The 25990-nt window shown below is 61.0% G+C and carries 24 protein-coding genes and 1 riboswitch; of the genes, 9 read left to right on the top strand and 15 right to left on the bottom strand.

Features of this window, described 5'->3' with window-relative positions; translation table 11 throughout:
* Positions 1-6 precede the first annotated feature (6 nt).
* Positions 7-666: an SIS domain-containing protein gene (locus AC1EJZ_RS08745; protein WP_480294601.1), complete on the top strand. Its 660-nt coding sequence runs from the start codon at positions 7-9 to the stop codon at positions 664-666.
* A gap of 188 nt (positions 667-854) precedes the next feature.
* Here the strand turns inward: AC1EJZ_RS08745 and AC1EJZ_RS08740 are convergent, their stop codons facing one another.
* Genes AC1EJZ_RS08740 through AC1EJZ_RS08725 form a run of 4 tightly spaced genes read right to left on the bottom strand, consistent with a single transcriptional unit; the run spans position 855 to position 6299 of the window.
* On the bottom strand, positions 855-2810 hold the full coding sequence (locus tag AC1EJZ_RS08740; protein ID WP_480294600.1) for an acyltransferase family protein: 1956 nt from the start codon (positions 2808-2810) through the stop codon (positions 855-857).
* Positions 2779-4131 (bottom strand): alpha/beta fold hydrolase, encoded by a 1353-nt coding sequence (locus AC1EJZ_RS08735; protein WP_058237665.1) that lies wholly within the window; start codon positions 4129-4131, stop codon positions 2779-2781. Before AC1EJZ_RS08735 ends, AC1EJZ_RS08740 begins: the two co-directional genes overlap by 32 nt.
* A gap of 30 nt (positions 4132-4161) precedes the next feature.
* Positions 4162-5559: an FtsX-like permease family protein gene (locus AC1EJZ_RS08730; protein WP_058237666.1), complete on the bottom strand. Its 1398-nt coding sequence runs from the start codon at positions 5557-5559 to the stop codon at positions 4162-4164.
* The gene (locus AC1EJZ_RS08725; RefSeq protein ID WP_257590346.1) at positions 5556-6299 is read right to left on the bottom strand and encodes an ABC transporter ATP-binding protein; all 744 of its coding nucleotides are present in this window, start codon (positions 6297-6299) and stop codon (positions 5556-5558) included. Before AC1EJZ_RS08725 ends, AC1EJZ_RS08730 begins: the two co-directional genes overlap by 4 nt.
* A gap of 151 nt (positions 6300-6450) precedes the next feature.
* Here AC1EJZ_RS08725 and AC1EJZ_RS08720 point away from each other — a divergent pair, with 151 nt between their 5' ends.
* A complete protein-coding gene (locus AC1EJZ_RS08720) occupies positions 6451-7401 on the top strand; it encodes a sensor histidine kinase (protein ID WP_480294630.1) in 951 nt (316 codons plus the stop codon).
* A complete protein-coding gene (locus AC1EJZ_RS08715; RefSeq protein ID WP_092648075.1) occupies positions 7401-8123 on the top strand; it encodes a response regulator transcription factor in 723 nt (240 codons plus the stop codon). Before AC1EJZ_RS08720 ends, AC1EJZ_RS08715 begins: the two co-directional genes overlap by 1 nt.
* 35 nt (positions 8124-8158) lie before the next feature.
* Here AC1EJZ_RS08715 and AC1EJZ_RS08710 read toward each other — a convergent pair whose 3' ends face one another.
* From AC1EJZ_RS08710 to AC1EJZ_RS08665, 10 genes are all read right to left on the bottom strand, one after another.
* Complete coding sequence (locus AC1EJZ_RS08710; RefSeq protein ID WP_480294598.1) at positions 8159-9076, bottom strand: ribonuclease H family protein; 918 nt, start codon at positions 9074-9076, stop codon at positions 8159-8161.
* The gene (locus tag AC1EJZ_RS08705; RefSeq protein ID WP_092648077.1) at positions 9069-11534 is read right to left on the bottom strand and encodes a prolyl oligopeptidase family serine peptidase; all 2466 of its coding nucleotides are present in this window, start codon (positions 11532-11534) and stop codon (positions 9069-9071) included. The genes AC1EJZ_RS08710 and AC1EJZ_RS08705 overlap by 8 nt, the downstream gene beginning before the upstream one ends.
* A 318-nt stretch (positions 11535-11852) precedes the next feature.
* Positions 11853-12752 carry a sulfite exporter TauE/SafE family protein gene (locus tag AC1EJZ_RS08700; RefSeq protein ID WP_092648078.1) on the bottom strand — a complete coding sequence of 300 codons (900 nt, stop codon included), beginning with the start codon at positions 12750-12752 and terminating at the stop codon, positions 11853-11855.
* Between the two features lie 44 nt (positions 12753-12796).
* On the bottom strand, positions 12797-14551 hold the full coding sequence (locus AC1EJZ_RS08695; protein WP_058237670.1) for an ABC-ATPase domain-containing protein: 1755 nt from the start codon (positions 14549-14551) through the stop codon (positions 12797-12799).
* A 167-nt stretch (positions 14552-14718) separates the two neighbouring features.
* Positions 14719-15342, bottom strand: coding sequence for a hypothetical protein (locus tag AC1EJZ_RS08690; RefSeq protein WP_092648079.1), 624 nt, complete (start codon positions 15340-15342; stop codon positions 14719-14721).
* A gap of 122 nt (positions 15343-15464) precedes the next feature.
* Positions 15465-17618 (bottom strand): class 1b ribonucleoside-diphosphate reductase subunit alpha, encoded by a 2154-nt coding sequence (gene nrdE, locus AC1EJZ_RS08685; RefSeq protein ID WP_058237672.1) that lies wholly within the window; start codon positions 17616-17618, stop codon positions 15465-15467.
* Entirely contained in the window at positions 17579-18004 is a 426-nt protein-coding gene (gene nrdI / locus AC1EJZ_RS08680) for a class Ib ribonucleoside-diphosphate reductase assembly flavoprotein NrdI (RefSeq protein WP_058237673.1), read from the bottom strand. The genes nrdE and nrdI overlap by 40 nt, the downstream gene beginning before the upstream one ends.
* Before the next feature lie 169 nt (positions 18005-18173).
* Positions 18174-18437, bottom strand: a complete 264-nt coding sequence (nrdH, locus tag AC1EJZ_RS08675) for a glutaredoxin-like protein NrdH (RefSeq protein ID WP_058237674.1) — start codon at positions 18435-18437, stop codon at positions 18174-18176.
* A 464-nt stretch (positions 18438-18901) separates the two neighbouring features.
* On the bottom strand, positions 18902-19423 hold the full coding sequence (locus AC1EJZ_RS08670) for a GNAT family N-acetyltransferase (protein ID WP_257525615.1): 522 nt from the start codon (positions 19421-19423) through the stop codon (positions 18902-18904).
* Positions 19424-19547: 124 nt separating this feature from the next.
* Positions 19548-20381 carry a hypothetical protein gene (locus tag AC1EJZ_RS08665; protein ID WP_058237675.1) on the bottom strand — a complete coding sequence of 278 codons (834 nt, stop codon included), beginning with the start codon at positions 20379-20381 and terminating at the stop codon, positions 19548-19550.
* A 74-nt stretch (positions 20382-20455) separates the two neighbouring features.
* On the opposite strand from AC1EJZ_RS08665, the gene AC1EJZ_RS08660 reads away from it, so the two are divergent.
* The 5 genes from AC1EJZ_RS08660 to AC1EJZ_RS08640 all read left to right on the top strand — a co-directional run bounded on the left by AC1EJZ_RS08660 (position 20456) and on the right by AC1EJZ_RS08640 (position 24415).
* Positions 20456-20938 carry a fluoride efflux transporter FluC gene (locus AC1EJZ_RS08660; RefSeq protein WP_058237676.1) on the top strand — a complete coding sequence of 161 codons (483 nt, stop codon included), beginning with the start codon at positions 20456-20458 and terminating at the stop codon, positions 20936-20938.
* Positions 20935-21390: a fluoride efflux transporter FluC gene (locus AC1EJZ_RS08655; protein ID WP_058237677.1), complete on the top strand. Its 456-nt coding sequence runs from the start codon at positions 20935-20937 to the stop codon at positions 21388-21390. The genes AC1EJZ_RS08660 and AC1EJZ_RS08655 overlap by 4 nt, the downstream gene beginning before the upstream one ends.
* A 61-nt stretch (positions 21391-21451) precedes the next feature.
* A riboswitch (SAM riboswitch) is annotated at positions 21452-21542 on the top strand.
* A gap of 4 nt (positions 21543-21546) precedes the next feature.
* Entirely contained in the window at positions 21547-22539 is a 993-nt protein-coding gene (locus tag AC1EJZ_RS08650) for a methionine ABC transporter ATP-binding protein (protein WP_058237678.1), read from the top strand.
* Between the two features lie 2 nt (positions 22540-22541).
* Positions 22542-23285, top strand: coding sequence for a methionine ABC transporter permease (locus AC1EJZ_RS08645; RefSeq protein ID WP_058237956.1), 744 nt, complete (start codon positions 22542-22544; stop codon positions 23283-23285).
* 218 nt (positions 23286-23503) lie between these two features.
* Positions 23504-24415, top strand: a complete 912-nt coding sequence (locus tag AC1EJZ_RS08640; RefSeq protein WP_480294594.1) for a MetQ/NlpA family ABC transporter substrate-binding protein — start codon at positions 23504-23506, stop codon at positions 24413-24415.
* Positions 24416-24594: 179 nt separating this feature from the next.
* On the opposite strand, the gene upp is transcribed toward AC1EJZ_RS08640, so the two are convergent.
* A complete protein-coding gene (gene upp, locus AC1EJZ_RS08635; protein WP_058237680.1) occupies positions 24595-25233 on the bottom strand; it encodes a uracil phosphoribosyltransferase in 639 nt (212 codons plus the stop codon).
* 84 nt (positions 25234-25317) lie between these two features.
* Here upp and tadA point away from each other — a divergent pair, with 84 nt between their 5' ends.
* Positions 25318-25971 carry a tRNA adenosine(34) deaminase TadA gene (gene tadA, locus AC1EJZ_RS08630; RefSeq protein ID WP_074026232.1) on the top strand — a complete coding sequence of 218 codons (654 nt, stop codon included), beginning with the start codon at positions 25318-25320 and terminating at the stop codon, positions 25969-25971.
* The last annotated feature ends 19 nt before the right edge of the window (positions 25972-25990 follow it).

Genomic DNA, 25990 nt, shown 5'->3' with positions numbered 1-25990 from the left:
GATGTCATGAGAGAAGAGTCGACGCTTGAGGCGTGCAAAGAGCTCATTCGGCGAGAGGCTGGCGATGTATTAAATACCGTGGACTCTCTGGATGAGGCTTTTGTGGGTGTTGCGGGCTTGATTTTGGCCTGCAGCGGAAAGGTAATTTGTAGTGGAGCGGGCACATCCGGTACGGTTGCTCGGCGCATGGCGCACCTTTTTAACGTAACTGGAACGCCTGCGCTTTACCAAAATCCTTCGGATGCGTTGCACGGAAGTCTGGGTGTGGTCACCAAGAGTGATGTGGTTATCGCTATTTCGAAGGGTGGTGAGTCGGACGAACTATGCGAGTTTGTGAAGCGTTCTAAGGCTCGAGGGGCTCAGATTGTGGTTATTACCGCATTTGAGCACTCATCGCTAGAAGGCTTGAGTGACTATTGCTGTGTTTTGCCATACTACTCTGGGGATCCAGAAAATGTGCTTGCCATGGGGTCGACTTTGTCGAATTGCGCTTGGGGCGATGCGTTAGCTATGTACGTTCGTGCTGCACGCAATTTCGCATGGGACGATATATTGTTTCTTCATCCGGGCGGGAAAGTTGGGAAAGAAAGTGAAAACACCCTGCGTCGTCTGCATGAAGAGAGCCTTCCGGCTGGTCGTGGCGAAGAGCTTAGCGGTTTGAGCTAAAACGCGCGCTAAGCGCTCGTGAGTATGCTTCTAGTAGCTGGGCGACATCGTGGGCTTAGGTTAAAAGGTTTAGCTTAAGCCCACGATACTTCATTTCAGTGGGTCAAGTGCGCGTTGGCTGAAGTAGTTTTCGCAGCATAGGGTCGAAGTTTGGGAACTAACCCCGTGTTGAGGCGCGTGTATGAATGTCAATTTTTGAATTGCGCTAGAGCATCCAGTACAGTCCGCGTCCACACCTTTGCGCCCTCTTCGTCGGGGTGAACGTTGTCGGAGGCCAGAAGGTCGGTGTGCTCTGCAATCGCGGCGGCCCAGTCGGCCACGCGAACCCGGTCCTTATGCGCTGCCGCCCATGAACGGATCGTGTCAGCGGCGGGACGAATCCACGTGTCATCGTCCGGGCCAAACCCGGTGACCAGCACGAGGCGACGATCCGGCCCGAGCTGCTTGAGCACCTCATCGAGCTGCTCGGGTGGAACATCACCGTTAGTGGCCAGAGCGACAACGACGTAGCGGCGGGCACCATATTCAGCATCAACCTGCGTGAGGACGGATGAAACCTGATAGATCGAACGCGACACTTCGGCATTGATCGCAATACCCGGACGCTCCTCAGTTAAAGCAGGCGCAGCCGCCAGCGTCACCGAATCCCCGATCACCGTGATCTGATTGCCGGGAATCGGTGTGGCGGGCTGATCTGAATGGTCGTGTCCCGCTCCGGATACGGCACCTGCGGCAGCGGACTGGGCAGCAGACGGGTCGCCCTCGGCCTTCTGGCCGGACGCGGGGGTGGTATCGTCGGCAGCGGACTGCGAGCCGGAAATGGCGGCCTGGCCGGAGCGAATGGCCCGCTCGGCGCTGGACATGGCAGGCTGGCGCGCCACTGCAGTCACGAGCACTCCGATGATCAGCATCGAGACTATGAACACGATGATGCGGCCACGCTCCTGCAGGCTCGTGATCCACAAGCGCACTGTGGCGATGATGCCGCCCTTGCGCAGCGGCGTTTCGATCCACCGATAGGAGGCCTCTGCGATCACGACGCTGAGCGCTGCCAGAGCGAGCGCCATCGGGCGCGGCATGTCGCCATCGACGAGGTAGTAGCCCAGAACCCACAGCGGCCAGTGCCACAGGTAGATGCCATAGGAGCGTTCACCAATCCAGCGCATGAAGGGTGCATCAAGGATGCGGCACAGGAAACGTCCCGATACGGAACCGCTCAGTACTGCCGGCATCATCGCCTGGATCACTCCGACCGCGCCGAGCGTTGCAAGGATCAGAACGATTTCCAGGGCGAGCGGAGCGTTGTTCATGGGCAACATGATGGCGACCACCACGATGATGACGGCGCCCACGTAGCCCAGCGAGGCGCGAGCCGTCGCAGTGCGCGCACTGATCGGGGCGGGTTCATCGATGCTGAGCGGATCGACGCAGGCCAACGCCAGCGCGCTGCCTGCCATCAGGCCGAAGGCACGCGAATCGGTTCCCATGTAGATGCGCGAGGGGTCAGCACCTCCCGCTGCCAATGCCAGTGCCCACAGAGCTGATGCCGCCATCAGACATGCAGCGACGATCCAGATCCAGCGCTCTGAATGGGTGAAAACGCGGCGCGCCAGCCACAGAAGGGCGATCACGATGAGCGGCCAGATCAGGTAGAACTGCTGCTCGATGGCCAGGGACCACATGTGGGTGAGCAGCAGCGGCTGATTGCGGTCGAAGTAGCTGGATCCGGCAGCAATCTCCACCCAGTTATAGGTATACGTCAACGCGCCGACGAATTGGCGTCGGATAGCCAGCAGCGCATCCCCGCCGACTATGGCCGCCGCAGTGGTGGCCACCACCACCATGACTGCGACGGCAGGAACCAGGCGGCGCACCCGCCGCACCCAAAAGCCCTTGAGATCAATGCGACCGGCCGTGCGGAACTCATGGATCAGCAGGGACGTGATGAGGAATCCCGAAATCACCAGGAACACATCCACGCCTACCATGCCGCCCGGCATCCACGAGCGCATCAGGTGGTAGATCAGCACCACTGCGACTGCCAGCGCGCGCAGCCCGTCAAGGCCGGGAACGCGCCGCCGGGTGGATGCTGTGTGCTGTGAATCTGCCACGTCAGTCGCGCTGTAGAGCAAAGAGATGGTCAAGCACGGCGCCTCCTGAGACACGCAAACCGTCATGCTGGTACTCGTTTGTCACCCACACGCGCGATCCGCGAATGGCGCTCGCAGTTTCCAGTGACAACTCACGCGGCACAAACATGTCATCGAAGTAGACGGCCGACGCGACAGGTACCGAGTTCTCAGCCAGCACCTCCGGGTCGTACACCGCTGGCCAGTCGGTGCGGTTGGCCAGGATGTCGGCAGCCTCGCCCAGTCCGGTCAGCTCCGGATCCTCATCGAAAATCGAGCGCATCATGTGCTCGCCGGTCAGGTAGTACGGCTCGGACGTATCCAACGGGTCAGCATCTGGATCAAACCCCGCGATCTCACGCGAAAGCCGATCCGCTGACCAGCGGGTTGCAGTGCCCGCGAGGGCAGGGGTGGTCGCAGCGTAAATCGTTTCCTGCAGCACCGCATACATGGGAGTGGTCTGAGCGACCTCGTCTGCCACTTGTTGTAGGAAGTGACGCGACAGGCGTGAGACCCCGTTAACCGTGACGAAGGGGGCTTCCAGCATGTAGTGCAGTGTGTCGAAACGCAGTTGCCCACCCAGACATATGCCGATCATGCGGAAACGCTCCGTGGAGAGGCGCTCACCGGTTGGCAGGCATTCCTCGTGGTCACGCAGATGCGCGGCGATGCGGCGAATCATCGGCTCATCGTCAGGGTAACGCTCATAGTACGCGCGGTTGCGTGCTGCGGTACGCTCGTAGGTCAGCCGGTAAATCGAATCAATGTCCGTCAGACCGGGCAGACCGCCGGTGTTGAAGACGGCGCGCAGCCCTTCGGGTGCAATCGACAGGTAGCACGTGTTGATGAAGCCGCCAAAACTCTGACCGAGCGTCGTCCACGGCTCATCGCCAGCCAGCTCACGGCGCACAACTTCCGCATCGCGCACAATCTGATCCTGTCGGAACAGCATCAGGTAGTCAGCAATTTCCTGAGCAGTGGGAGCGTGGTCACCCTCGTCAGTGACGGATTGATTGCCGAGGGAACTCAGCGTGAGCTTGTCGAGCCGGTGGGATCTGCCCGTCCCGCGCTGGTCCAGCAGAACGACGCGGTAGTCCTTGAGCATGCGGCCGATGAATCCGTCGCGAAAATCGCCTGGACGGGGGCCTTCAACTCCGGGACCACCCTGCATGAACACTAGGTATGGCAGGTTGTCTCCACCGGGGGGGATAATCTCGCGAGCATAAATATCCACCGTCCCGTGGTCATGCGCATCGGGCGCATTGTGATCCAGTGGGACGGTGAATGTGTGGTCGTGAATGGTGTTTGAATGGTGAATGTAGCTTCCGATGCGCATGCACCACAGTGTAGCCACGGGTGGCGAGCCTCAGTCGTTGGCGCGCCCCAGGGCAGCCAGGACGTGACGCTCCAGCGGTGTGCAGATCAGCAACGCCACCAGACTCATTCCCAGTCCGATGCCGCCAATCATGAGCAGGCGGACCAGCGTGTCGTCCGTGGCGGCGCTGCGTCCTCCGGTTGACGCCAGCGACAGGCCACGACCCAAAGCGGCGAACAGGATGGATGTCACAACCAGGGGTGCGAAACTCTGGAACAGTCGAACAAGGGTGAACAGGTGACGAGGGAATCCCATGCGGTCCAGGGCCTGAGTTTGTGTGAGTCGATCGAAGACCCCTGACGCCTGGTTCATCAGGGTGGACAGGGCTGACACGGCGAAGCCGATTCCCAGCGTGATCGTCACGCCCAGCGGGACGTCGTGCGTGAAGAGGATTACCTCTGGTGGTATTTCCTGCTTTGTGGTGGACACCGTAGCGAAGTCCATGACGGAGGTGAACCCGCCGATGAAGCACAGAATGGACAGCGCTCCGACTGCGCGCCACACAGCGCGCGGGTCATCCATGATGCGGCGGGCCGCCAGGACCACCGAGGGGAAGTGACTCAGCGTGAATGGTGCAGCCAGCAGCTGAATGATGAACGGAGCTGCGATTGCGATCGCGATGATGGTGACAGATAGCAGCGCAATAACAACGAGCATTCCCTGATTATTGAAGTCGGCGGTCGGGAAGATAGCGAAGGTGCAGAACAGAACGATTGCTCCTGCCAGGACGAACAGGCGCCACATCCGCAGTGCCTTCGGTGTATGCCGCTTGGCGACTCCCAGCGGTGAGATCCGCACTTTCTGCAGGCCGACCAGTGTTGAGATGACTGCGATAGTGAGCAGGACGGCCAGCACAATCGCCAGCATCCATGCAGGCACGAGCATCTCGGCAGGGTCGATGGCGACAGTGAGGAAATGAGCGTGCGACCACAACGGCAGTGTCACCACGTACAGTATGACGCCAATGGCTGCGCCGATTACCCACTGGATAACCGTTTCCACCAGTGCGATCAGGATGACCTGCCCACTTGTTGCTCCAACCAGACGCAGTGAGGCGAGGCGTTCGGATCTGCCCTGTGCTCCCAGGCGTGCCGCTGAGGACCCGAGAGAGAACACGGGGAAGGCAAGTAAGACGACTGCGAACAGGGCGAACACGAGATACGCTTCTGTTGCCGATGGATGCAAGTCGAGGCGTGCGAACGTTTTCAGGAGGCGCTCGGAAGGATCATTTGCCCATGTGTAGAACATCCACACGCCGCCTGCCACAGTCAGCGTCATCGCGGTGGACAGTGCAAATGATGCGACGGCCAGGACGTCCAGCCACGCGTCTCCGGCACGGGAGCGCAGCCTGCCGACGGTGAGCATCGGAGCCAAGTGCAGGGTCTTCATCGCAGACCACCACCGGGGGCCTGAGCAGGAACCTCGCGCACACCCGAATCTGCGTGCACAACGCCGTCACGGATTTCAACGAGTCGTTGACACCAGTCGGCAACGTGTGAATCGTGCGTGACGATGATGAGCGTTGCGCCACTCATCTGCGTTGTTGTGGTCAGAATCTGCATCACCTCGTGGCCGGTGGACTGGTCGAGCGCGCCGGTCGGCTCGTCGGCAAAAACCACGCTGGGAGAGCCTGCCAAGGCGCGTGCGATGGCGACGCGCTGCATCTGCCCGCCTGACATTTCACCGGGACGGCGCGACTTCTCGGTACCCAGGCCGAGCCGCTCCAGCCACATATCGGCCTGAGCGAGGGACGCTTTGCGGCTTTGCCCCGTCAGCATCAGCGGCACGGCCACGTTTTCACGTGCGGGAAGTTCGGGGATGAGCTGGCCATCCTGGAACACGAAGCCGAATCGGGCCAGGCGCAGTTTGGAGCGGCGCGCGTCGGACAGTGCTGAAATGTTGTCCTGCCCCAGGAACGCGGCTCCCGATGTGGGTGGCAGAATCCCAGCCAGGCAGTGCAGCAGTGTGGACTTGCCGGACCCTGACGGACCCATGATCGCCACTGACTGCCCGGGCGGGAATTCGATGTCAACGCCTCGTAGAGCCGGTACGGTACCGAAATTCTTCGTCAACGCGTGGCCGCTGAGCACCTGAGGTGTTGCGGACGCGGAATTCATTCTTTGTGCCATGTCACCAGTACATCCTTTTGCGTGCTGATTCACCAGTGAGCAGGGGCGATATTTCATGGTAGAGCCAGGTCTACTGTCTGAACCGACCAGTACTGGAGCGCGCCGTCACCCTCCGGCCTGCGTGTGGCGCTTATAGGATGTTCGTGTGCAGATGCGAGATGAATGGAAAGCGTTCCTATGCGGAGCAGGCGCATGTCTCAGCGCTCTGACTGCATGCCTGTTTGCCCTGATGTTTCTCAGCAATCCCGGGATTGGTCTGGGTGTGGCGGTCGTGTGCGCACTCGCCGTATTTGCGGCCTGCCTGTTCAACGTGTGGACAATGGTCAGGGACCACGACGGTGGGGCGTGGTGGCGCCGCTCGACTGCTCCTGCAGCGCCCGACGCTTTTGACGAGGTGGTGCACGCGCACCGAGACATCGCCAATGCCTTCGAAATTGAGCGCCGCCGCATTGAACGCGACCTGCATGACGGAGCGCAGCAGTTCATCGTTGCAGCATCAATGGATATCGGGGAAGCGGCTTTGATGCTCGATGACCTGTCAGTGGGCGACAGCGTGGATCCCGCGAGTATGCGCAGCGTCAGCGAACGCCTCGAATCAGCAGCCCAGCGCACGGGAAAAGCTCTGTCCGCCTTGCGTCGCACAGTTGCCGGCATCCACCCTAAAGTGCTGTCAGATCTGGGGCTTGAGGCAGCGGTGCGAGACCTGGCGGACGCCAGTCCGCTGGACGCCGACGTCAAGGTACCCATCCCGCTTCCCGACATTCCTCAGGGCGTGATTGCTGCCGGATACTTCATGGTGGCTGAATGCCTGACGAACGCCGCGAAGTATGCGCCTCACGCGCATGTCACCGTGCTGGTCATCGCCGGTGAGAATCTGCAGATCACAGTGACAGATGACGGTCCTGGAGGAGCAAGCGTGCGCGCCGACGGCGGACTGGCTGGCATGCGTGAACGGCTGGCCTCTTTCGGCGGTTCCCTGGATGTGTCCAGTCCCGAGGGTGGCCCGACCATTATTTCGGGGCGAATTCCGCTCATGTTGATGCGCGGCGAATTCAGCGTCACATCACGAGCCGGCTCACCCCTCACCAATAAGGAGGCATGATGAAACTCATCGTGGCAGATGACTCCACGCTTTTCCGTGAAGGCATTATCGGCCTGCTGGAGCGACGCGGCCATGAGGTCATCGTTCACGTCGCCACAGCGCCGGAGCTGATTGACGCAGTTGGACAGGTCGACGCGGACCTGGTGATCACCGATGTGCGCATGCCGCCGGGAATGAGTGATGACGGCCTGCGTGCAGCAGTTGAGATCCGCAGACAGCACCCTGGTTTGGGAATAGTGGTGCTGTCACAGTATGTGGCACCGGCCTACGCGCGCGAACTGTTCAACCCGCAGTCCGCCCACCATCCGGCTTCGGATGTCAGGTTTGCGGGGTCACCTTCGGCCGGCAATGCGGATGAGGATGCCCCCGGAGGTCTTGGCTACCTGCTCAAAGACCGTGTCGCGAGGGTGGCTGACTTCATCCGATCGCTCGACATTGTCGCTGCTGGCGGCGTGGTGATCGACCCGGAGGTGGCGGCGGAGCTGATGCGGCACGAGCCGTCGAAGCTGTCCACGCTGACTGAGCGCGAAATGGAGATTCTCGCGCTCATGGCGCGCGGATTGTCGAATGCGGAACTGGCCGATGAACTGGTCGTATCGGCGGCAACCGTGTCGAAACACGTGGCGAACATCTTCCTCAAACTCGGCATGGAGCCGGGTGAGGAGAACCGTCGGGTGCGCGCGGTGCTGGCCTACCTGACTGAGCAGCACGCGCAGCGCTGATTGCCGGCGTACCGTCGCGCTCGTGCCGGCCTGGCTTAGCCGGCGTCGACCACGGGCGTGAACTGCTGCCAGATGACGCGCGCCGTGTCAGCACTGGATCCTGCCCACACGTGAGTGATGCGGATTGTGCCTGGCCACGTTGCATCGCTGCCTGAAATCGTAAAGGTAGCGATCCACATGTTCGCGCCGCCCTCACAGATCTCGATGCGACTGACCCGGCACGACTCGCCCGGACGGATCGGGACATCACGCAGGTCAGAGCGATCGTGTCCCTCATGGTCAATAATGCGGGCACCTTCCGCCTCATACGTGCCAAGCTCCTTGAAGTTGAGGCTGGCCCACGCGCGGATCAGACTCTTTTGCCGAGGCCGTATCGTCGCTGCGGAGTCAACGGTGGGCGGGTCACCCTCGTCAATCGGGGATGCGCAACCAGAACCTGGTGAGGACTCAAAACCTGAGCCGGATACGGATGCGAAACCTGGGCCCGGCTCGGGGGCTCGACCATCGCGGTACGCTTCTGCCGCGCCGCGCGCGTGAGTGTCAGCCAGCTCGTTGAGGTCATGTCCGGCGTGGCCGCGCACCCACGCGAAGTGTGCATCGCGTGAGGCGATGAGCCGGTCAATCTCCTGAATGACCTCGAGGTTCGCGATCGGCTTCTTGTCGGCTTTCTGCCACCCCTTCTTCTTCCACGACGGTGCCCACTTGGTGATTACGTTAATGGCGTACTGTGAATCAGCCAGGATTTCCAGGCGTCTGCCGCGCAGCTCATCCGTGTCGGTTGCGCGCAGGAGCTCCAACACGGCGGTCAGCTCGCCCAGGTTGTTCGTTCCTGACGGCCAGCCACCGGCATCCCAGTGGTCACGGTCCACGACCCACGCCCATCCGGCAGGTCCTGGATTTCCAAGCGATGAGCCGTCGACGGCAGCGCGGATCGGATCTGACGATTCACTCATTGATTCCCACCTGACTGAGGGCGAAAGCGAACTCTTCGGCGCGGGAGGCCCAATGCCCGTAACGTCCGGACGGGCCGCGGTGTCCGGCAACCATCTGGGTGCGCATGATGATCGGGCGCTCAGTCGGGTCGCTCTGACCGGCAAATGTGGTTGTGACGGCTGCACTGCCCAGCTCAGATGCACGGCCCGCCGCTGTCGTATTGCCCGCAGTGGCCTGGCGCAGGCGCTGCACCCACTTCAGCGGCTCACCGAAGAGCACGCGCGTGTCGTTAATGCTGGTGGAGGCCATAATCGCGGGATACTCCACGCCGTCGGCAACATTTTCATACGGCGAATACGACTTCATAACGGTGTAGATTTCGCGATCTTCAATCGGATTGCCCCACTCTTCCCATTCACCGACAGTCAGCGGCAACGAGGGATCAAGGATCGAGGTCAGTGCGTCAACGAACGGCACGCCGGCCAAGATCACCCGGAACAGGTCAGGTGCCATATTCGTCACCGCACCCATGAGCAGGCCGCCAGCCGAACGTCCCTCCGCGATCAGGCGGTGTGGCGCTACCCACCCGGCGTCGACAAGGAAGCGCCCCACGTCGATGAAATCGGTGAACGTATGGGTTTTCACCTCGCGCCGGCCATCCTCGTACCACCAGCGCCCCATCTCACCGCCGCCACGAATATGAGCGAGGGCGAACACGACGCCTCGCTGAATGGCCGGCAGGCGCAGCACGGAAAACTCCGGGTCGTTGGAAATCTCATACGAGCCGTAGCCGTACAGCCAGCCTGCTGCACGTCCATCGCACGCAGCGTCGCGGCGGTGCACCAGTGTGACCGGGATACGGGTGTGGCCATCACGGGCCGTGACCCACACGCGCTCTTCCACATAGCCGGCGCGCTGCTCGGCATCCCACCCGGGCACTGCTTTTTCACGCAGGACGTGTGCGGATCCGTCACGAGGATCCACGGCGACCGTGCGAGGCGGCTGCGTGATCGACTGGCATTCAACCAGGATCAGCCGGTCGTGCCAGTCCAGTTGACCCACAGTGTTCATCGTGAGGACCGCACCGTTATCGTGAGCGCCGGGCAGAACCGCGCGGGGCTCGGACCAGATTTGCGCGTAGTCGGGACGATGTTGACGCGCACTCGCAGCGGCGGCTTCGGGCGTGGTGGGAGCGGTGCGCGTCATGTAGTCCAGCCAGGTCTGGCCATCGCGACGCATCGAGATCACGCACATCGACTCATACGCCTCCACATCCAGCAGGCGCGGTCCCTGGCTGTCAGCCTCGATCAGCGTGTGCCACGTCGAATAATCCACCGATTCGGCAGCGCCTCCCTCGTCCCTGACCTGCGGAAGCGGTGCGATGGCGAGGCTGCCTTCGCGACTGTCGGCGGTGTGGATCAACAGGAGGTGATCGCCGGCCGGTTCTGCGCTGACCAGGACGCCCGGCCTGCGGCCTGTGACGCTGACCGGCATGTGGTGCGGCTGGAGGGTCGGCCACAGCCATACCTCGCTGGTGGACGTCGAAGCCGACGTAATCACCACCCAGTTCGGGTCACGTGCCTGCTCAAAGTAGACTTCGAAACGCTCATCCGGCTCGTCAAGGAGGCGGCGGTCGTGCGCTGGATCCTCACCTACGACGTGCAGCCACACCTGGCATGCGCGCCAGGCATCGTCGACCCGCGTGTACAGCACCGACGCTGAATCAGCTGACCATGCCACGCCGTACCCAACGTTCGTGACCTGCTCATCGACCGTGCGCCCGGAGGCAATATCCGTGACCACCAGCGTGTAGCGCTCATCTCCACTCGTGTCCTTGAGCCACGCCACGCGCGTACCGTCCGGGCTGGGCGCCCACTCGCCCACAGAAAAGAACTCTTCGCCCGCAGCCTGAGCGTTCTCATCAATGACGGTTTCCTCACCCGGAGCGGGACGGTCGGCGTGGATCGTGGGCGGAGAAAGTGGGGCGGCGTCGACGTGCGCTGGCGATTCGTCATTGACGAGGGTGACCGGCACGCGCTGATGAGACACATACTGTGAGCCTTCTTCGGTGCGATCGAAATACCAGTACTGGCCGATGCGGATCGGTACGGTGACATCGGTTTCAACGGTGTGCGCCTTGAACTCGCTGACCAGCGTGTCGCTCAGCGCGCGCAGCGGAGCCGTGACGTGATCGGCCCACGCGTTTTCCTTTTCCACCAGGTCGATGACTGCAGGGTCGTCCGCGCAACGCAACCACTGGAAGGGATCTGCGAAGGAATCACCGTGGAAGGAACGCGGCGGATCCAATGGCCGGGACTGTGCTCGCGGCGGAACGGGTGGCTGAGCCTGCGCTCGCGGCGGAACGGGTGGCTGAGCCTGCGCTCGCGGCGGAACGGGTGGCTGAGCCTGCGCTCGCGGCGGCTGGATGCCTGCGTCGTGGTGCTGTTTGTTGTCAGATGGCGCGGAAGAGTGGTGCATGGCTGTCAGTGTAGACGCTTGACAGCGCGCCGGTTCGATGCGGGCGCCAGGGCTGGAGGTGCTGCCTCGGGCCGAGCCTCGTGTCATCCGCGTGCACGATGCCCTAGATTTAAGCCCCCAAGGTACACAACCCCCTAGATTTAAGCCCCCAAGGTGCACAACCCCCTAAATCTGACCCTTCAGGATGCACAATCCCCTAGATCTAACGCGCCGCATTTCCGCCTCGTTTTCAAAGCTGCAGGTCGGGAGGTGTTCGGATTGTCGAGGGTGGTCCCGTCCGTTGTTTAGCTAGGGGATTGTGCAAAAAACTGCGACTTTTTAGGGGATTGTGCACGCGCGCACTGCCATAAGAACGGCCATGCACGCGCCGAAGATCACCACGCTGATTCGCAGCACTCGCGCCGGAATCCTCACACCGATCCACGCTCCCAGCGGAGAACCAATGAGCGATCCGACCGCCACGCAGGCAGCAGCGATCCACGTGCGAGTATCGAGAGTGCCGGACAGGGGTGAAGTGACCGATAGCGTCGGATCCTGCGCCCCCGCAGCCACTGCGATGGCGACGACAATGAAGAACAACGCTGCGACAACGTTGACGATCGCCTGCAGCAGATTCTTCAGAGCGTTGTGCGTATGGATGCTGCCGGGCAGGAAAACTCCCAGAATCGCCAGGAAAATGATCCCCTGAGCAGCGGAAAAGAACCCGCCATACACTGCGCCGCACACCACCAACAGAGCCAGTACACCCAGTCGCGCAGAGGACACGGGCAGCGCCCCCGAGCCGTCATCATGTGCGCTCACCATCCGGGCAAGGCGCGGCTGGCACGCAACCAGGACAGTCGCCAGGGCAATAAGGAACGGCACGATGAGGGTAAACGTGCTGGCAGATACGCGCAGCAACAGGCCGGCACCAATGAGCGCCCCGCCAGTGGCGCACAGCGACAGGCCACCGATGTGGCCGCGCGACAGAGTAAATGCTGACGGCGCAGAAACAGCAGCGGCGGAGTCTCCCTCGTGCATGAATGTGCGGTAGGAATAGGCGCCGGCCACTGCGCCGGGTGCCAAACCGACCGTGTTCGCCACATTGGCGCTGATCGGGGGGACGCCGAGCAGCACCATCACCGGGTAGGTGACCAGTGATCCTGACCCGATGATCGTGTTGATCGCACCGGCCACCACCCCTGCGACGGTGACGGCGAGAAGCGCTGCAATACCCACAAGACCTGACCTGCCCTGACTGCTGACCTGACCACCCGCCCAGCTCAGCGCATGGTCAGAGCGCGATACCGGTTGACGGCAGCACCGATGTCAATGGGACGCGGCCGCACCAGGAACGCCGGCCACGGCCTGCCTCGATCCTTCGTCAACACGTCCAGGCTTTGCTCACCGATCATCTCGTCGAGGCGCTCCAGCTCCTGATCGATGGAGTGCTCACCGTCTGCGAGGTCATCCAGCACGGTGCGCAACGCCCACGCGATCGCTTCAGTCTGGCCCGCATCCACAATCTGCTCCACGTCGGACACGTCCACAGTGTGTCGGTCCAGTGTGATCGTATCGAGGCCCGCCGACTTGGTCTTCGGCTTGCCGCGACCCGAATTGCCTCGATCCCGCATGAGCACACGCGGCCTGCCCACCGGAAAGTCCTCCTCATCTGTGCGTTCGCGCGGCATCTCCGCCACCACCGCACGAGCCTGGTCGGTGACATCCCGGCACTGATATGTGTCCATCATCAGCACGCAGTCCGCGATGTCGAGGTAGTCACCTGACCCACCCATGACCATCAGCGTGGAGACGTGGCGCTGATCAAAAAGGGCGCGCACGCGGTCCACCAGCGGCGTGATCGGTTCACGTTCGGCCGCAACAAGGCGACGCATGCGCGCATCACGGATCAGCAGGTTCGTCGCTGACGTGTCCTCATCCAGCATGAGCAGTGGACTGCCCAATTCGACCGCCTCCACGATGGCTGCGGCCTGGGAGGTTGAACCGGAGGCATTCTGCGTGGAAAAGTCACTGGTATCCGCACCGCCCGGCAGATGCGCGATGAAGGCGGAGACATCTACGCCCGTCACCGGGCGCCCATCAGCTGCACGCACTTTCATTGCCGAGGGCGTCGTCGCCACCAATTGCCTGCCATCTGCAGGAACATGGGCGTATACCGAGCGTTGAATCGCGGCGAGCAGGGTGGATTTACCGTGATAGCCACCGCCCACAATGACGGTCACGCCCGGCTCGAGCGCCATGCCGGACACCTCGCCGGCGTGAGGCAAGGTCACTGTGCGGCGCAGTGATTCCGGTGAGCTGAATGGAACGGCGTCCTCCATCGGCAGGTCGGAAACGCCGGACCTGCGCGCCAGAATCGCATCATCAGCCACGAATGTGACCCAGTTGTTGTCGACCAGGGCCTGCTGAAGAGCCTGGTAATCCTCGTAGGTGTGAACGTGTTGATGCAGTTCGTCGAGGTGCCGGTCGGCCTGGTCAGAGACAAAGTCGAAGGTTTCCACCACGATGTCTGGCACGTCCTGGTCAAAGATCCGGGCGGCTGTCAGACCCTGAATGGTGCGCCCACGTGCCGGCATGTGGACCTGGAATCGCAGCTCAACCCGGTCAGGCATCACGGTGCAGGCTGAGCGCTCCAGGATTTCCTGCCCGGTGCGTGCGACCTGGACAGGGGAGCCATGACCGGCCCCTCCGGATCCTTGGCCGGACATTTTTCGGATCGCGTGGCTAAAAGAGCGCAGCAGGAAGTCGGCGCTGGCGACGCGTTGGGTGTGAGTGGACAGGCAGTCGTCAGGGATCCCCATTGTCTGTGGTGAGGCAATCACGCGCACAGCCGATGGCGGTGCGTACGGGTCGGACTGGACGCGGTCAATGGCGATGGAAAAGTCGCCGTAATCCCAGTCTCCGGTTGCTGACTTGTAGGAGCCGTAGCTTTTTCCGTCCAGGCGGCGCAGCAGTTCAATCAGGTCTCGATCGGTGCCGGAACGACGTCGGATAGGAGTATGGGGTCGAGGAGTCATGATCCCAGCCTACGGCTTCACGCGTCCGGACACGAACGTCAGCTGCGCCGGGTTTGTCACCATCGGCTGCTTTGGCGGCAGTCTCAGGCCAGCCGCGCATGGGTGCCACCACCGGCCGATCTGGCGGCAATATCAGGCCAGCCGCGCATGGGACCCCTCGTCGATGCCTAAACCTGTGGATCCGTCATCGCGACGACTATGGCCAGCACCACGCAGACGATACCGAGCAGGATGTAGATGACGGTGACCGCAATTGAGATACCGCGCGCAATGCGGGCACGTGACATCGCCTGAAGCGGCAGACCTGCCCTGCGTCCCTTGTTGATCATCGACTGGCTCCAGATCCACATCGGCACCGACAGCAGTATGCCCAGCGTGAAGAACGAGACGATGGAAAGGATCAGCGCCACCAGCCCGTTCGACTCAATTTCCGTGTAGACCTGCTGGGAGGAATGCTCATTCCAGTAAGGTCCCTGCGGGCCGTCAGTTTGCTGCTGAGGCGTCCACGGTGAGTACTGGCCCTGGGGCGTGCCTCCCGATCGCGGATGCGTGTCCGGTGCGCCGTAGCGGGGAGCCGAACTTTGCCACGATGACGGTGAAGCCGTTGCGGATCCTGCTGAGTCTCCGGACCCGGAACTGCCGGCTGACTCGTATGGGCCGGCGTTGGTCTGACGGGTAGTTGATGTATCGGAGGCGTGGGACTGTGAAGCGGATGAGGCCTCATCGGTCTCAGCATCAGGTGCGAAACGTTTCGAGTCATTGTCATCGGTGGCGTATTGATACATCGGCACGGCAAACCTCCTTAGGCTCACGATCATTGTAAAACATGGGTCGCCCTCGTCGAAGGTGAAAAATCGACGAGGGCGACCGCAGGTGCCTCAAAGAGCCGAGGAACTGAAAGCCTGGCGCATGCCTACAACATGCAGGAAACGCAGCCTTCGACTTCGGTGCCTTCCAGAGCCTGTTGACGGATCCGCATGTAGTACATGGTCTTGATGCCCTTGCGCCACGCACGAATGTAGGACTTGTTGACGTCACGTGAGGTCACGGTGTTCGGGTAGAACAGTGTCAGCGACAGTCCCTGGTCAACGTGCTGCGTGGCAACCGCGTAGGTGTCAATGATCTTTTCAGGGCCGATTTCGTAGGCATCCTCGTAGTACTCAACGTTGTCGTTGGTCATGTAGGGCGCCGGGTAGTACACGCGGCCGATCTTGCCTTCCTTGCGGATCTCGATCTTGGAGACGATCGGGTGGATCGACGAGGTCGCGTTGTTGATGTAGCTGATCGACCCGGTGGGAGGAACGGCCTGCAGGTTCTGGTTGTACATGCCGTACTTCGCCACGTCCGCTGCCAGTGCCTTCCAGTCTTCCTGGGTCGGAATGTGGATCGAGGATTTGGCGAGCAGTTCACGGCACTTATCCGTTGTCGGCTCCCACGTGCCGTTGATGTACTTGTCGAAGTACGTGCCACTGGCGTAGTCGGAATCTTCAAAGCCGACGAACTTTTCACCGCGTTCGCGCGCAATCATGCACGACGCCTTGATCGCCTCAAACGCCACGGCCAGAAAGTACATGTTCGTGAAGTCGAGTGCTTCTTCGGAGCCGTAGTGCACGCGTTCGCGCGCAAGGTATCCGTGCAGGTTCATCTGTCCCAGACCGATCGCGTGGCTCATGGCGTTGCCGCGCGCAATGGAGGGGACGGACTGGATATTGGACAGGTCGGACACTGCCGTCAGGCCACGAACCGCCGTCTCGATGGTTTGCGAGAAGTTGGGCGAATCCATTGTTTTGGCAATGTTCAGGGATCCGAGGTTACACGAAATATCCTTGCCCACGTGCGAATACGTCAGGTCTTCGTTGAACTCGGAGGCTTCGGAGACCTGCAGGATTTCCGAGCACAGGTTCGACATCGTGATGCGGCCCTTGATCGGGTTGGCGCGGTTGACGGTGTCTTCGAAGACGATGTACGGGTAGCCGGATTCGAACTGGATTTCAGCCAGCGTCTGGAAGAAGCGGCGAGCGTTGATCTTCTTCTTGTGGATACGCCCGTCATCGACCATTTCGCGGTACTTCTCGGTCACGGAAATTTCGCTGAACGGCTTACCGTAGACGCGTTCGACGTCGTAGGGGCTGAACAGGTACATATCCTCGTTGGCGCGCGCGAGTTCGAACGTAATATCCGGGATAACGACACCCAGGGAGAGCGTCTTGATACGGATCTTCTCGTCCGCGTTCTCACGCTTCGTGTCCAGGAAGGACATGATGTCCGGGTGATGGGCGTGCAGGTAGACGGCTCCTGCGCCCTGGCGCGCACCCAGCTGGTTCGCATAGGAGAACGAATCTTCCAGCAGTTTCATCACGGGAACAACACCGCTGGACTGATGCTCGATGCGTTTGATCGGTGCGCCCGCTTCGCGCAGGTTCGTCAGTGACAGTGCCACGCCGCCACCACGCTTGGACAGCTGCAAAGCGGAGTTCACACCTCGGGCGATGGACTCCATGTTGTCTTCGACGCGGATCAGGAAGCAGGAGACCAGTTCGCCGCGCGCACGCTTGCCCGCGTTGAGGAAGGTGGGTGTGGCCGGCTGGAAACGTCCTGACATGATCTCGTCGATGAGCTTGCGTGCCAGTTCGATGTCGCCGCGCGCCAGGTACATTGCCACGATGACAACGCGATCCTCGAAGCGTTCCAGGTACCGTTTGCCGTCGAATGTTTTCAGCGTGTACGACGTGTAGTACTTGAATGCGCCCAGGAACGTTTGAAAGCGGAACTTGTAGGCGTAGGCCTGCTTGTACAGGTCCTTGATGTCCTGAGGCTCGTACTGCTCGAGCACGTCGCCCTCGTAGTAGCCTTCGCGCACTAGGTACTCGAGTTTTTCTTCGAGGTCGTGGAAGAACACGGTGTTCTTGTTGACGTGCTGGAGAAAGTACTGGCGAGCCGCCTGACGGTCCGCTTCGAACTGAATCTTGCCGTTCTCGTCATACAGGTTGAGCTGGGCATTCAGCGCATGGTAGTCGAGGTCAGTGCTCAACTCTTCTGGGCCGGTGTCGGTGAGATTTTCGACCAAAATTCCTTCAATCCTTCGCGGACTCGGGAGACATCCTCGGACGTGCCGAGAAGCTCGAACTTATACATATGGGGAACGTGTAGCTTTGCAGAGATGATATCGCCCGCCAAGCAGTACGCCGGTCCGAAATTGGTGTTGCCTGAGGAGATCACTCCCCGGCAATATGAGCGGTTGGTGGCATCGTTGAGGAACTTGATGACCTGTTTGGGCACAGCTCCTTTGATATTTCCCCCGCCGTAGGTAGGGGTGATCAGAATGAAGTCGGTGTGAACGTGCAGGAATTCATCATGCGGGTGAAGAGGGATGCGGTGCGCCGGATAGCCCAGTTTTTCGACGAAACGGCGCGTGTTCCCCGTCGCCGACGAAAAGTAGACGATCTCCACCATGACTGAGGAATCTCCTTATATGGACGTGAGAGCCGGTTAAGTGTGTGAGCCTGCGGGCCGAGGGTGGCATGCGCCGTGGATGGTGTGAACCGTCGGTCGTGCCTTCCGCGTCTGACCTGTGCATGGGAAAAGCCCGACACCTGCGAGGTGGCCGGGCTTCACGCATTGATCAGGCTTGGGCGACCCGCAGCGGTGCAGCCTCGGCAGCCATTGCCGCAGCAGCTTTGATGCGGTCGGGGCGGTAGCCGCTCCAGTGGTCCTCGCCGGCGATCACAACGGGTGCCTGCTGGTAGCCCAGTCCCTTAATGTATTCGAGTGCTTCGGGATCCTGCGTCACGTCGATCGAGGTGTATTCCAGGCCCTGCTTGCCGAGCGCACGGTAGGTCGCATCACACTGCACGCACATCGGCTTCGAGTACACGGTGATGGTCATGGGATGCTCCTTTTTCTTCTATGCGCTCTGTGAGGTGGTGGGGATCGTCAGGTTCGGTGCGCGTCCTGCGCGCCTTCTTGATACCCCGAGCCGTAGTGGCTCCGTTGATGTATTAACACTACACCTTGTGGCGCCAAGTGCAAGTGACCACTACATGTTGTGTCTGAGTGATGGTGTGCATCGCGCTGTGGACAGGCTGTGGACAGCGATCGGCGGGCCTGTATCTGACAGCTTAAACTCCGGGCGGACCTGTGGATAGATGGAATCCCAGCGTGGTGCGCAATCCATATATCTAGTGGGCGTGTTGCGTTTCTTCGGCGTGTCGCCCCTATATTTAGGGTGGCGGACTGGTTGTCGTACCTCTATATAGGCGCATTCGGGCGCTGCAGCGGTGTCACAGGCCATCGTTCAAACGCCATCGGGCCCTACTGTCAGACCCCTCATTGCGGGACAGTCCCTTTCGCTCAGCCTTGGAGCCGGTAGACTTCATGATCTCCCGCCTTCCCGGCACCGGGGACCAGGCGCAGTCCGAGCTTTTCAGCAAGTCGAGCCGAGGCTGTGTTTGCGGGGTCGATAATCGCCACGATTGGGAGCTGTGGGTGGCGGTCGCGTGCCCATTCGATTGCGGCACTGGCAGCTTCGGTCGCGTACCCCTTGCCCTGCGCCTGTGACGCGAAGCGGTAGTAGAGATTCAGGACCGTCTCGTCACCCTCGACCGCATGCCGCACGCCAGTGAAACCGATAGTTTCACCTCCGTAAGTCAACACGACAAAGTAACCGATGCCGTGCTGGTGCCAATCCTGTTGCCACGCGGACGTCAGTTCCACGGCTTCGTCACGGTCTTTCATCGTGAGCTCCGGTCGGTGTCTGTAGGTCAGCGGGTCCGAGTGAATCTTAAAGACAGCGTCAACGTCTGCGTCCTGTGGTGGCCGCAGGCAGAGGCGCTCGGTCATCAGGGGAGTCGAATCTGCCGTCATGTCAGTCATAGTTCTCCTTTGATTGAGGGCGGGCTTCATTGGGGGCGGACTCACCTCGACTACACACTCGGGGCACGAACCGAATCCACAGCATCGCGCGCGAGGCGACCCGAGCCTGACGCATCAGGCTCCGTTACTGGTTCGCCAACTGCCCGGCGATCTGACTGACAAGCGCTTTCACCTCATCGAGACGATCCGCCGGCTGCGGTCCCACAGAGATCAGCACATTGGAAACACGGGCGCCGACGCTCACCTCGTGTTCTGCTGCCTCTGCCTGCGTACTGGTTTCCAGCACCCATCCCTGTGAGATCGCCGCATCATCCCAGTTGGACAACGCCAGCGTCGTAGGCGCCCCGCCACCAATCATGACCGTGTACTGCGAGCACTGCGCCGCCAGATCCTCAACGGCAGTCACTGCTTCTGCTGCCTCGTCACCCGACGGTGCGACAGCAACGAAAACCCCCTTCATATCGGCTGTCTGCTCGTCGCCTTCCTGCGGAAGATACAGACTGCGGTGGGGCCATTGGGCGCTCAGAGCTCCGAAAGTATGAGGCCGCCACAGGATCGACGCGCACGCAGCCGGCTCTATCGCCTCGGGTGGCAGATCACTTTCAGCCGCGCCGGTCGGGTCCGCCTTGGTGTCAGCGCCGTCATCGCCCTCACCCTCGGGAACGTTCTTGAGGGTGCGACCGTCAGACAATGGTGCGGCAACTGCAGCGTCCACCTGCTCTTCCGTTAATTCAGCTTCATTGGCGAGGGAGTCCCCATCTGTCTCATCAGATTGCGCACCGGATTGCGCGCCGTCTGATCGTTCGGCGGCAGGGGCGGATGACTGGCTGGAGGCTCCAGAGTCTTCGCCGCTGCCGCCCGTGTCCGGTGAGCAGGCCACAAGCGTCAATGCCAGTGCTCCTGATGCGGCCCCTGCGAACCAGATGCGAACCTGGCGTCTGGAAAAAACGCGTGTCATGGTTGGCTTCCTTACCTCGGTTACTTCACCCTACCGCGCCGGCATGATGGCACGCGTGGCGTTAGGCTGACCGTGTGGAATCCGCGCACACCGCCTCTGATGACCAGTCCCATTCGCGGCGCACGCCTGCACTTTCGCGCGCACGCCTGGCTGACATTGCGTGCGTGTTCCTCGGTGGCATGATCGGTACCCTCGTCCGCGCAAGTCTTGACCATATTGCGGCGGCACATCCCGCCTCATCGGCGCTGGTGCTGGCGTGGTCGACCATTGCGTGCAATCTTGCGGGCGCGCTTATCCTTGGTTTTTGCGCAGGAGCCGGCCGGTGGCTGAGCGCTCGCGTCAACCTTCTGATCGGCACTGGTATATGCGGGGCGCTGACTACATATTCGACCATGATGCTTGGCGCAGTCACATTCGTCCACAGCCCTCCGCTCGACACCACGACGGGCGCGATGGGCAGAATCCTTGCTGGCAGTGCCATTACCCTCGGCCTGCTTGTCCTGGGGGTAGGTGTCGCCGCTGCCGGCTGGTGGCTCGGAAAAAAGGCGCGGCCATGAGCGCGCTGATGTGGATACTCACCGCCCTGGCCGGCGGGTGTGGGGCCACCTGTCGGTGGCTGCTGTCGGGAGCAATCACGCGGCGACTGAACGCGCCGACGTCTGCCTCGTCAATAAGTCGACATGTGCACGGCTCGCGCGCCCAGCTCCTGCGTCCACTATGTGGAATCGCGGCGGTCAACGTGATCGGATGCCTGCTGGCCGGCGCATTCACGTTTCTGACGACATGGCCGCACTGGTGGACGGTGATCGGCGTGGGGTTCCTCGGTGCGTTCACGACGTTTTCCACCGCCGTCGTTGACGTGTGTGAAGTGCTGCGAAGCCACCGCACGGCCCTTGGTGCGAGCCTGCTGGTCGGTGTGTGGGCGCTATGCGTGGTGGCTGTCATTGTGGGGGCGGCTGCTGCTTCGATCGCGATGTTTGCTCTGGCCACGGTGAGTGCAGGCGGGTGAAGATGGTCACGAGTTGGGCTCGACGTTTGCTCTAAACGCGCCGACACTTTAAAGTAGTGATCGACCATCCAGAGCAGCTAAGAGACCTGGCTCGATGACGCTGCAGCAACCCCCGGTCACGGAGAGGGTGCTTCCGCCAGGACCGATGGAGGAACCATGATTGACCTTCACGACGTACGCAAGGTGTATCACTTGCGCGGCGGGAATGACGTTGTCGCACTTGATGACGTGACGCTGCACGTCGATGCGGGCTCGATTCATGGAATCGTGGGTCAATCGGGGGCCGGAAAATCCACACTGATCCGCTGTCTGACCGCCCTCGAACGCCCAACCAGTGGTGAAATCGTGGTCAACGACGTTGACATGACTCAGCTGCGCGGAGCGAAACTGCGTCAGGCTCGCCGGAACTTCGGCATGGTGTTTCAGGCAGCCAACCTGCTCGATGCACGCACGGCGGCAGAAAACATTGCATACACGCTGCAGATTGCGCGTCGCCCGAAGAAAGAAATCGACGAGCGCGTTGAAGAACTCCTGACCATGGTGGGGCTGCAGGGACGCGGCGGCTCCTATCCCTCGCAACTGTCAGGTGGCCAGCGCCAACGCGTCGGCATTGCGCGCGGCCTGGCTGGAACTCCGGCAGTGCTGCTTTGCGATGAGCCGACCTCCGCACTCGATCAGGACTCAACCGGCCAGATCCTCGATCTGCTGCGCGACCTGCGCGACTCACTGGGTGTGACGATTGTGATCATCACGCATGAGATGGCGGTTGTACGCGAAATCTGTGACTCGGTGACACTGCTCAACCACGGCGGCGTCCTCCAGAGTGGAACGATCGAAGAGATCATGAAGGATCCGTCCTCGCCGTTGGCTCAGGAACTGGTCCCCTTGCCGAACGTGGACGATGCCGTGATCCCGGAAGACCGCGCGCTGCTGGACCTGATTTTCACTTCAAGCCCCGGTGTGCCCACCGGTGCCAGCGTGCTCAACATGAGCGCGTCGATGGGTGCCGACGTGACCGCAGGGGTTTTCGAGTCCATCGGATCAACACAGGTGGGACGCCTGGCGCTGTCAGTGCCGCGCTACCACACTCAGCAGATCCTTCAACAGCTTCATGACCAAGGTATCTACGCGACTGAAAGGCTGGCATGATCATGAATCATGTACTGCTTGCTGCCCACATCGGTGTTGCACAATTTCAGTCCGCCATGATGTCGATTGCAGCAGACAAACCCACCTGGGGTGACAACCCGGCACTGACCAAGCAGTTCCTGCCGGCAGTGTGGGAAACACTCGTGATGACCGGCGTCGCCACACTGGTGACCGTGATCTTCGGTTTGCCGCTCGGCCTGCTGGTCGTCAACACGTCGCGCCACGGGCTCACGCCCAACCGCATCGTGCACCAGATCCTCGGCGTGATCGTCAACGTCGGCCGCTCATTCCCATTCATCATCCTGCTGATCGCGATTGTGCCGCTGACCAGGTTCCTGGTGGGAACCACGCTCGGCTGGAAAGCCGCGATGCCGTCCCTGATTATTGGTGCCATCCCGTTCTTTGCACGACTGGTGGAAACAAACGTGCTGGCCGTTTCACGCGGCAAGATTGAAGCAGCCCAAATGATGGGCGCATCCAACCAGCGCATCTACTGGGGGGTCCAGGTTCGCGAAGCTCTGCCTGCCCTGATCCAGTCGGTGACAGTCCTGGCGATCACGTTGATCGGCTACTCGGCAATGGCCGGAGCGGTCGGTGCCGGTGGCCTTGGAAAGCTGGCCATCAACTACGGCTACAACCAATTCATGCCCGACGTCATGCTGTGCGCAGTCGTTGCGATCATCATCATCGTCCAGGTGATCCAGATGATGGGTGACATGATCAGCCGGCTGGTGGACCACCGCTGAGGCACTACCAGCCGGCACACACCGCGGGCACTGCCCGCATCAGATTTCATGCGCGGCACCCGTCGCATCTGATCCGCAATACGCCTGCAACATGAGGAGTGCATTGCATCAACGGGAAGGTCGCCCTCGTTCATCTCACATGCTTCAGCGCAATTGAAAAAACCTGAAAACTTGACCATTCCGAATATAGAAACGGTTTGCATCGACAGACCGGCAACATGATTGGAGAAACTCTCATGCGTCTATCTCATCTGAACACACGCTCTTTCAAGGCCCTCGCAGTGTGCGGCCTGGCAGCATCCTTCGCGCTGGCAGGCTGCGGCGGCAACTCAACGGAATCAGCCACCAGCGGCTCGGCTGACGCAGCAGCATCAGGCGAAGCAGGCGGCGCAAGCGGTGACGTCATCAACCTGACCGTCGGCGCCAGCCCTTCACCGCATGCCAAAGTCCTGCACTTTATTCAGGACAACCTGGCTGCTGAAGCTGGCATTAACCTGGAGATCGTCGAGTACACCGACTACCATCAGCCGAACGTTGCACTGAACAGCGGTGACCTGGATGCGAACTTCTACCAGACCCCGAACTTCCTGAAAGACCAGGTCAAGGAATTCGGCTATGAGTTCGACCAGGGCGAGGGCGTCCACATCGAGCCGCTCGGTATCTTCTCCGAGAAGATCAAGGACCTGAAGGATTTCCCCGATGGCGGCAAGATCGGCATCATCTCTGATGTGACCAACCAGCGTCGTGCACTCGAACTGCTTGAAGCCAACGGATTCGTCAAGATTGCCGAGGGTGACGAGGCAGCCAACATCAACTCTGTTGAAAAGCTCAAGAACTTCGAGTTCTTTGAAGCCGAAGGCGCACAGCTGGTACGTTCACTGTCTGACGTTGACATCGCCGTGATCAACGGTAACTTCGCGCAGGAAGGTGGCCTGACCATCAATGGTGACGCACTGGTTGCCGAGCAGGGTAAGGGAAGCCCGTACACCAACTTGCTCGTGTGGAAGAAGGATCTGTCTGGTGACAAGCTCGAAGGTGTGAAGAAGCTTGACGAGCTGCTGCACTCCGACGAGGTCCGCACCTTCTTCGAAGAGAACTGGTCAGACGGCACCGTCCTTCCCGCGTTCTAAGCAGCTTGCTGGCACTGCTCCAGACAGTGTGCTGAGCAGTGCCAGATAGGGCTGTCCTCCTGATAGTAACGGCAGCCACTGCTTTACGCGGTAGCTGCCATTCAAGGGAGAAACTTCATAACAGATGGGGCGGCGCACTTCGCGAACGGAAGTGTGCCGCCCCCATCAGTACATTTTCCTTAGTCGATGATGCCGTACAGGCGGTCGCCGGCATCGCCCAGGCCGGGTACGATGTAGGACTTCTCGTTCAAGCCCTCATCAACGGCGGCGAGTACAACGGTGACATCAGCGCGATCACCCACGGCTTTTTCCACCTCATGAATGCCTTCTGGCGCCCCCAGAATGCATACGCACGTCACATCACGGGCGCCGCGTTCCAGCAGGTAGTTCGTCGCGGCTACCATCGTGTGGCCGGTGGCGAGCATGGGATCCAGAATAAAGCACTGACGGCCCGACAGGTCGTCCGGCAGCCGATTCGCATAGGTTTCAACCTGAAGCGTATCCTCGTCACGCTTCATACCCAGGAACCCAACCTCGGCGGTGGGCAGCAGGCGAGTCATCCCGTCGAGCATTCCGAGGCCTGCACGTAGGACGGGAACGACAATCGGACGTGGATCGGACAGTCGTGCCCCAACGGTGGGACACACGGGAGTCTCAATTTCGATATCTTTCACGGCAACGTGACGTGTTGCCTCGTAGGCCAGCAGGGTGACGAGTTCGTCAACGAGCTGGCGGAATGTTGCCGACGGAGTGCGGCTGTCTCGAAGAACAGTGAGCTTGTGGTTAATCAGCGGATGATCAGCGACATGTAGGTGCATGGTTCAAGCGTACCGCGCCGGACATGCCTGAGGCGATCGAGTCGTTACTGTTGTCCTTCTCCGCTGGCGCGGTAGGCTTACCTCGTGACGGTCGACGAATCATGGTCCCAGGCGATGGGACGCGCACTGTTTCTGGCGAACCGTGCCCGCGAAGCGGGCGATGTCCCTGTCGGAGCGGTGGTCCTGGACCCGCACGGCACGGTCATAGGGTCAGGCTGGAACCAGCGGGAAACGACCCACGATCCCAGTGCTCACGCTGAAATTGTGGCGCTGCGTCAGGCCGGCCTCGCGATGGGCACATGGAACCTTGCGGGATGCACCCTGGTTGTGACCCTCGAGCCTTGCACGATGTGCGCCGGAGCGGTGGTCAACTCGCGCGTCGACCGCCTGGTATTCGGCGCGTGGGACGAAAAGGCCGGAGCTGCCGGTTCGCTCCGCGACGTCGTGCGTGACGCTCGTCTGAACCACACAGTGGAAGTGATCGGCGGAGTTCTGCGCCAGGAAGTGGAAGTCCAGCTCAAAGGATTCTTCTTCGAGAAGCGCTCAGATGCGCTTCATGAAGGTCGCTCCCCACGAGTCACGTCACACTCGGCCGCCGCTGCCGCACTCCCGCCGGCCTCCCGCTCATCATCAACGAGGAAGACGCCGAACGGCCCTGATACGACAGTGCCGCCCGCATCGCCTGGTGAGAATCTGCTCCCGAAAGGAGTGCGCCTGCGAGGTCGCAAACGATCCTGACGACGGGCACCCGGCAACG

This window comes from Pauljensenia sp. C0170B5, from assembly GCF_056590195.1.
Note: the sequence above shows the minus strand (reverse complement) of the source record. Positions and strands in the feature narration are given on the sequence as shown.

Bases quoted from the DNA above. Each gene is read 5' to 3' on its own strand.
- AC1EJZ_RS08745 (WP_480294601.1), top strand. From the start codon at position 7: ATGAGAGAAGAGTCGACGCTTGAGGCGTGCAAAGAGCTCATTCGGCGA.
- AC1EJZ_RS08735 (WP_058237665.1), bottom strand. From the start codon at position 4,131: ATGCGCATCGGAAGCTACATTCACCATTCAAACACCATTCACGACCAC.
- AC1EJZ_RS08730 (WP_058237666.1), bottom strand. From the start codon at position 5,559: ATGAAGACCCTGCACTTGGCTCCGATGCTCACCGTCGGCAGGCTGCGC.
- AC1EJZ_RS08725 (WP_257590346.1), bottom strand. From the start codon at position 6,299: ATGGCACAAAGAATGAATTCCGCGTCCGCAACACCTCAGGTGCTCAGC.
- AC1EJZ_RS08720 (WP_480294630.1), top strand. From the start codon at position 6,451: ATGCGAGATGAATGGAAAGCGTTCCTATGCGGAGCAGGCGCATGTCTC.
- AC1EJZ_RS08715 (WP_092648075.1), top strand. From the start codon at position 7,401: ATGAAACTCATCGTGGCAGATGACTCCACGCTTTTCCGTGAAGGCATT.
- AC1EJZ_RS08710 (WP_480294598.1), bottom strand. From the start codon at position 9,076: ATGAGTGAATCGTCAGATCCGATCCGCGCTGCCGTCGACGGCTCATCG.
- AC1EJZ_RS08705 (WP_092648077.1), bottom strand. From the start codon at position 11,534: ATGCACCACTCTTCCGCGCCATCTGACAACAAACAGCACCACGACGCA.
- AC1EJZ_RS08695 (WP_058237670.1), bottom strand. From the start codon at position 14,551: ATGACTCCTCGACCCCATACTCCTATCCGACGTCGTTCCGGCACCGAT.
- nrdI (WP_058237673.1), bottom strand. From the start codon at position 18,004: ATGGTGGAGATCGTCTACTTTTCGTCGGCGACGGGGAACACGCGCCGT.
- nrdH (WP_058237674.1), bottom strand. From the start codon at position 18,437: ATGACCATCACCGTGTACTCGAAGCCGATGTGCGTGCAGTGTGATGCG.
- AC1EJZ_RS08670 (WP_257525615.1), bottom strand. From the start codon at position 19,423: ATGACTGACATGACGGCAGATTCGACTCCCCTGATGACCGAGCGCCTC.
- AC1EJZ_RS08665 (WP_058237675.1), bottom strand. From the start codon at position 20,381: ATGACACGCGTTTTTTCCAGACGCCAGGTTCGCATCTGGTTCGCAGGG.
- AC1EJZ_RS08655 (WP_058237677.1), top strand. From the start codon at position 20,935: ATGAGCGCGCTGATGTGGATACTCACCGCCCTGGCCGGCGGGTGTGGG.
- AC1EJZ_RS08650 (WP_058237678.1), top strand. From the start codon at position 21,547: ATGATTGACCTTCACGACGTACGCAAGGTGTATCACTTGCGCGGCGGG.
- AC1EJZ_RS08645 (WP_058237956.1), top strand. From the start codon at position 22,542: ATGAATCATGTACTGCTTGCTGCCCACATCGGTGTTGCACAATTTCAG.
- AC1EJZ_RS08640 (WP_480294594.1), top strand. From the start codon at position 23,504: ATGATTGGAGAAACTCTCATGCGTCTATCTCATCTGAACACACGCTCT.
- upp (WP_058237680.1), bottom strand. From the start codon at position 25,233: ATGCACCTACATGTCGCTGATCATCCGCTGATTAACCACAAGCTCACT.